The 6,380-nt window shown below is 58.6% G+C and carries 4 protein-coding genes and 2 pseudogenes; 2 read left to right on the top strand and 4 right to left on the bottom strand.

Translation table 11 applies throughout. From position 1 onward, the window contains the following. Window positions 1-987: 987 nt before the first annotated feature. A pseudogene (locus tag P0D89_RS50340) lies at window positions 988-1,695 on the bottom strand (diguanylate cyclase domain-containing protein). 1,207 nt (window positions 1,696-2,902) lie between these two features. Here P0D89_RS50340 and P0D89_RS50335 point away from each other — a divergent pair. After that, the gene (locus tag P0D89_RS50335; RefSeq protein ID WP_408379258.1) at window positions 2,903-3,121 is read left to right on the top strand and encodes a hypothetical protein; all 219 of its coding nucleotides are present in this window, start codon (window positions 2,903-2,905) and stop codon (window positions 3,119-3,121) included. 286 nt (window positions 3,122-3,407) lie between these two features. Here the strand turns inward: P0D89_RS50335 and P0D89_RS50330 are convergent, their stop codons facing one another. Further along, a complete protein-coding gene (locus tag P0D89_RS50330; RefSeq protein ID WP_408370325.1) occupies window positions 3,408-3,959 on the bottom strand; it encodes a Uma2 family endonuclease in 552 nt (183 codons plus the stop codon). 597 nt (window positions 3,960-4,556) lie between these two features. Between P0D89_RS50330 and P0D89_RS50325 the strand changes: the two genes are divergently transcribed. Beyond that, window positions 4,557-4,766, top strand: a complete 210-nt coding sequence (locus P0D89_RS50325) for a hypothetical protein (protein ID WP_408370327.1) — start codon at window positions 4,557-4,559, stop codon at window positions 4,764-4,766. 726 nt (window positions 4,767-5,492) lie between these two features. On the opposite strand, the gene P0D89_RS50320 is transcribed toward P0D89_RS50325, so the two are convergent. Both P0D89_RS50320 and P0D89_RS50315 read right to left on the bottom strand, forming a co-directional pair. Then, complete coding sequence (locus P0D89_RS50320; RefSeq protein WP_408370329.1) at window positions 5,493-5,870, bottom strand: DUF934 domain-containing protein; 378 nt, start codon at window positions 5,868-5,870, stop codon at window positions 5,493-5,495. Beyond that, window positions 5,867-6,380, bottom strand: a pseudogene (locus P0D89_RS50315) (nitrite reductase); the annotation flags it as partial. The pseudogene P0D89_RS50315 and the gene P0D89_RS50320, both read right to left, overlap by 4 nt.

Below are 6,380 nucleotides of genomic sequence, written 5' to 3'. Positions count from 1 at the left end.
AATAACACGACAAGTAGTCTGACGCCGGGGGGCAACGTAGTTGAAAGGCTGCCTTTTCTCCCGGACGGAGGCGGCCGCCAAAAATGCTAGCTGACGAAGGAAACAGCGGTTCCTGAGACAATGTCGCGTCAGCAAAAATGTCTGCTCGCCGCAGTTAGGCCGCCAAGCAGATGCGACATGTCGATGAAGCGCTGAGCCACGAGGTGTCGTACCTCACCTTCGCGCTGTCATACACTAGGTGCACCGAGTAACGACGCGCCCAAGGACTTCCTTGCGCTGCTGCTCAAGTACTTGGGCCAGATGATGGCTTTCACATTGCCCGTCTCGTCTTCGATAGTGATAAGGATGGCGCCCTGCGGTCTTTCTGGCCAATGACGCACGGTGACGATGCCACAGGCGCGGGCCAAGCGGCGGTTGGGATAAGTCTGCAGCGTTGAGGCCGGCATCAGTTTGTTGGCAAGCAACTGAGGCCGCAGAAGTTCAAGAGGATGCCGTCAGGGTGTCAGTCCCAAGGACCGGAAGTCGCCGACGATGTCTTCAGCTTCGGAAGGCGCACCCAACTCTGCTGTTTCGTCTTCAACCTCGGCAACCGATAGCATGTCTATGTCAGGCACAGAGGCCACCGACTGCCACAGCGCCTCGCGTCGATTGTCCGAGCGCGGAAAGTGCGTCGGCTGCTGCAGAGGCCACCGTGGTCTGCGCCAACTGATGGCCCTGCATCGACAACGAAAGCGGGCCAGTTGGCCTCACGTCCATACGCCCTTTACGTCGTCGCCGTCCGCCACGCAGGTCCGGCTGTGTCCACGGCCTTTGGCGGCATGAAGCGCGCGGTCTGCGGCTGCAACCAGACCGCTCCCGTCACCGCCGTCGCTCGGACGTTGCGCCGCCACGCCAACGCTGACCGTAACAACTCCAGCGCTCCATGCCATATGCGGAATCCGCAGGTTCTCCCCCCTGCCGGATGCGCTCGGCGACTGCCAGCGCGCCCTACGGGTCGGTATCTTTCAGAATCAACGCGAATTCTTCCCCACCATAGCGGGCCATTACGTCTGTCGGGCGCTTTGCCGACGAGACAATGGCCTGTGCAATCGTGCGCAAACACTCATCGCCAGTCTGATGGCCTTAGTGGTCGTTATAGCTCTTGTAGGCCTCGACATCGACTACGACAACCGCCACCAAACCGCGCTTGTCGGTCCAAGCTTCCCGCTGCCATTGACACTCCAGTTCACGGTCGAAATACCGACGGTTGAAGAGACTTGTCAGACCGTCCTGGAAGGCGAGCCCAGGCAGTTCCCTTCGCTCATCCGCGACGCGTTGCTCTGCCGCCTTGCGCTCCGTGATGTCGTGAGCCGTAGCCCTAAGCGCCTCCGGCTTGCCGGAAGACGGGTCGATGACGAGGTGAAGGTGAGTTTCCATCAAGCGGATTTGACCATCCTGACTCTGGAAACGACTGACTTGGGCCCCCTCAGTCGCACCCATTGCCAGCTTCTCAATCACCGTGGCCAATGCAGTTCGGTCGGCGGACAAAACAAGGTCAGGATGGTGCGCGCCGATGACGCCTTCTGGGGCAATCCCAATCACCGCTGTAGCCCATGGAGAAACGTATGTGAGCCTGCTGTCGAGCGCCATGCTCATGACGTTCTCGCTCGCGTTCTCCGCCGGTATCCGGTATCGGCGCCCACCCTCACGGAGCATCGAAAAGAGGCAGTTACGCTGCGCCTGAGTGGCGCTGATAGGTAGAGCTATGCCGAGCGCGGCCACGAGGAAGAGTTCCAGCGCGAACATGCGGCCCTGCATGTTCTGATACAGGTGCGCAAATTCGCGAACATAAGGTTGTTCACTACCGACGTCTTTAACTTCTTCGTCTTTCGAAAGGTCCGCCGTTCCCGGCTTACCCGCCGCAGCATCGCAGTCGCTTCGGCTCGATGCGCACATCGATGCAGGATAGTCACGCACCGCGGTCCTTCCTGAACGACTTCGGAACTGCCGACCCTAAAGAACAGGGCCCTTCGGCCTCACGTATAAGCCTCTGAGTATTGCCCCCATGGAAAGCGGACTCAGCGCCATTTGTCCATACGTCGTTGCGCCGTCGCTAGTCGTTCGAACTGGGCTCGAATCGAGGAGAACGCAAATGAACAGGTTCGGTCGTTTTCTGGTCGCTGGCGGGCTTGGCGCGGGGTCGGCCAGCTTCGCGCAGGGGGGTGGTGTGTCTGTAGGCGTCGGCATTGGTGTGCCGGGCCCCGTGTATGTCGGTTCGCCGGTTATCTATGCGCCGCCGTCCGTCATCTACGGGCCGCCGGTGATACTTGGACGGCGCCCCTGGCCCCGCATACTATCGTTGTCCCTATGGGTACGGCGGATATCGAGGCTATTACGGCCCTGGTTACCAGGAACGTGGGTACTTACGGCCGTGGCTACTACGCGCATCGCGGGTGGCGCCACTAGAGCGCACGAGCGACTGTTTCCGCACAACGACGCATTCGAAATGCGTGTAGAGGTCGCTCGTCGCGCACCTTGCTTTCCGACCCGGCTTGCATGCGTCCCCAAAATCGCAATTCCACGCCGCATGCACAGAATGGATGTCGGGTAGCCACCCCGCCACCGCCGGTGGCTTATCAGCCGTACTATGGCCCTCCCGGGTACTACGAGCCGCCGCGTAGACCACACCGCTGGAATGACGATTACGGACCCAACCTAGCCCCGCGCTTCGCGTAAGTGTTGGCTTTGGAGGCAGCATACAAGCTGAAACGTTCGTCTGAACCCAACACCGAGTCGCCCTTTCTCCCGCTCGCGCCGGGCATGCGCAAGCCAGACGGCCCGGCTCACATGGCAGCCCCGAAACCACTATCTTCGTCGGCACGGTCGTTGCAACTGATGGCTGCGCCAACGGGAGGTTGCCATCATGAGCGTCTTGCACGGTTTCGCCAGATTCAATCCAACGCGCGGTTCATCAGCTGTCGCCATCGCTGTTATCTTTGTTGCGGTGGTCTGCGGGACTGGCATCGCAGCGTTTGCTGGCTTACTGCCCGCGTCAGGTCACGTAGCCGTCGCAGTGACCGTGACACCGTTGGTTGACATGCAAGTCGACGCTTATGTAAAGCGTGTCGCAACCATCCAATGAACTCCGGCCGTTACTCATCGTGCCGCCATGCGCCTTGACGTTCTCGTGCCGAGACGGAGTGCAGTTTGCCGTGGCTTTGCTATTTCGACTACGGTCTCCGGCCAATATCATGTCAGCGTCGACATCCATTGCGCTAACTTCCGCATGAACTGGTATCCGCGTCCAGTCATTGTTGATAGTGTCGAAGACACGAGGAGCTTGCCAACACTCCTTGCAGCCGTTGCGAGGCGTTCAATCAACGCTCAGGTTTTGCAAGTTGTGGTGTCTCAATTACGAACTTCAGTAACTATAGGTTCTGCACCGGTTCTGCACCGCGTTCTTCGAAATACATGGGGTCGAGCGGTACCGTCACGTCAAACATTGAGGCTTTCCGCCGACCAGTGACTCCCCAATAGTCGACCTGCCCGCGCTGGCCAATGACAATGACTTCGCGGGCACCGCCTTCCAGATACGCCATGACCCTGCGGTCGATGTCGTGCGTCCGGTCGCTATCAAGCAGCACCTCGACGCAGATGTCCGGGACAAACGGCGCCGGGTCATCGCGGTCGAAACTTTCCCACTTGTCACACGGCATCCACACGACATCCGGGACCCTGATGCCGAATGATGCGGTCGTAACTGCCACCGACATGGCGGCAAGGTGACCAATCTGTTCGGTCAGATGGCAGTAGACGTCCGTAAGTACTATCTGGCGCCTGGCTGATGGGGAGCAATTCAGTATCGCTTCGCCGAGTTCGTCTAGCTCATATCTTTGGCGCCCGGCAGGTTCTGCGTCGGGAACAAGGCGATGCCATGCGGCGAGAAGTTCGGAACTGTCCAACAGCGCAGGTGTGCCCATAGTCGTCTCGCAGGGAAGTCGCGTAAGCGTAAACCCTCTAGTCGAGGCTTGACAATCGTTATGTATTGATGCAACGCACAATTAGGATATGCTAATCACCATGCAGCAAACTCGTTATTCGCACTGCCGACACGGCTCAGCGCCGACCTCCCGCCATGCGCTGCAAGCGGCCGCAGTCCGATGTTCATCCGAATTCTGAAATTTATTGTGCGGCGCAGTAAAATGTCAAGAATGAGCGCGCAACGCGCGCGTCAGAATTTGATGTATTAGGATGTCAGGCCGCGTGATGCGCAATAGGCCGCAGCAAGAATGCCCAGCTAAGGGTGCGTCGGCTCCGACCACCTGGGCCCGAATAACGCCCCTGCGGGCCATCCGCCTCCCCTTTTTGGCGTGCACGCCGCGCGAAACTGGAAATACGAGTACTGGCTCCGTCTACCTCGGACCGGATGTTATGCGTCTCTCATAGGCAGAGACATTTAAGAATTTACTTGCTGGCCGGTGAACAGGTCAGACAGGCCAGGCGGTCTGGGGTTGCCAAAGGCTTGGGGGTCAAGTCCCTCAGCAGGCAACCTACCGGCTGACAACAGGAGGTTCAATATGAAACTTGACGACGCCACTTTCCGCCGACTGCGCCGTCTTGCGCCGGTTCTCGATGACGTGCTCAACGCAGGAGAGGTCGAACACGCATACCAGGCCATGGACCTGGCGTCACTTGCTCACGTATGCTCGGAACTGTTCGACGCATACCACGACCAGCACCCGGTCGAAATTGCGCAAGCACGAGCCGACACCGTTGAGTCGCAGTAGCACATACCTGTGCACTGGCTGTTGATTCTCGCTACGGCGTTGAAGGTCACACCGCACGAGTTCCTGACCGTCATTCCAACCTTGCCGGCGTCAAGTAACTTCCCATCAGGGCGGCAAGAATTTACGGGCCGTTCACGCCAATATCGAAGAAGACGCCCGTCGGCTCACGCAAGCTGTGGTGTCGCCCGGCCGCGCGTTTCTGGGGTTCTCCACGGACCGCATCGATAGTTGCGATGTTCATTTGCAATTGCGGTGAGCATTTCCTTTCCTGATGCGTCGCGACGCGAGCCCCCCGCTTGCGCGAAGGGCTCTGATAAAAAGAGTCCCATCCAACTATGGCTTTATATGTCATAGGAACTCGTCTATTGAATTCGAAGTAAAGACATATCCAGCGAACTAGTTTAGTCAGCGCGACTTCTAAATATCTAGCTAAGGGCCTTAGTCAGGTCGGAACCTAAAATTTTGCAAGAACCCACCGACACGCTGCAGATGGAGACGGTCAATTCAAACTCATCAGCGGGCCGGCGAGCCACCCTGCCCGTGCTGACCGCAAGGAGAAACAGTTGCCGGTGACAAATTGTGCCGCCCGAGTTAGCAACGTCAGTGCGAATCGCCTTTGCGACTGCCTCGGCGCAACCCCGGCGTCCCGGCTAGGCGCAGCGTGTCCGCCACGCGAGGATCGCGCTTAGCTGAGCCATCGACCGGTTGAATCCGCCAACCAGGTGTCTACGCTCCCGCCAAGTCGCGTTGATAGAACCCGGAATACCGCGCCAGATGGCGGGTTGCGTCTGCCGGGTCGAGACCTTCGTTGAGTACGGCGCTTGAGAAGCCAGTTCGCGCTATCTGCAGAATTTGGTCAATCTGTACGTCACCGGTTGCTCGCAAATCTCCCGTGAAGCCCAGTCTGCGCCGAAGAAGGTAGGCCTGGCTATATGCACGGCCGTCGGTGAAATGCGGGAAATGCAACTCGATTCGCTCAATTCCGCCCAAGCCGTCTGCAAGCGACATGGGGTCTGCATCATTGGCAAGCTTGAGGACATTGGGCTGTTCATCGCCTTGGACAGCGTGCCATGCGATGACATTCAGTCGGGGGACGTTGCTCACACGGACACCTCTTGTTTTACTCGCGCATTGTTCGCGGCCGCTTTGAACGGGTCAAGGCCAGTCCGACGCAATGTTTCAATGAAACGTTCGTATCTCCCTTGTTCCCGGTATTCGCGCAGCTCGCGGTACGTTCTGAGCATGGCCTCGAATACATCGGGCACCTCGGCAGCAGAGAACGATGGACCAATGACCTTTCCGGGTTGCGCCGCGCCACTCGCGACCGTCCCGTCAGCCCCTCCCAGCGTAATCTGGTACCACTCCTTCCCATCCTTGTCGACGCCCAACACTCCGATGTGCCCACTATGGTGATGACCGCATGAGTTGATGCAGCCGCTAATATGGACATCGATCTCACCTATGTCGTCGAGTTCGTCAATGTCCTGATAGCGTTCGGCAAGTGCCTGAGCGATTGGAATTGAACGCGCATTGGCCAGCGCGCAAAAATCCCCTCCGGGACACGCGATGATATCTGTCAACAATCCAACGTTCGTGCTGGCCAGACCCAGCTGA

Origin of the sequence: Paraburkholderia sp. RL18-085-BIA-A, assembly GCF_046027075.1 — a bacterium.
In the GTDB taxonomy this organism is placed as follows: domain Bacteria; phylum Pseudomonadota; class Gammaproteobacteria; order Burkholderiales; family Burkholderiaceae; genus Paraburkholderia.
The sequence above is the reverse complement of the archived record's forward strand: the minus strand, read 5'-3'. Positions and strand labels throughout refer to the sequence as shown.

Coding starts and splice junctions, on each gene's coding strand:
- P0D89_RS50335 (WP_408379258.1), top strand. CDS start 2,903: ATGAGCGTCTTGCACGGTTTCGCCAGATTCAATCCAACGCGCGGTTCA.
- P0D89_RS50330 (WP_408370325.1), bottom strand. CDS start 3,959: ATGGGCACACCTGCGCTGTTGGACAGTTCCGAACTTCTCGCCGCATGG.
- P0D89_RS50325 (WP_408370327.1), top strand. CDS start 4,557: ATGAAACTTGACGACGCCACTTTCCGCCGACTGCGCCGTCTTGCGCCG.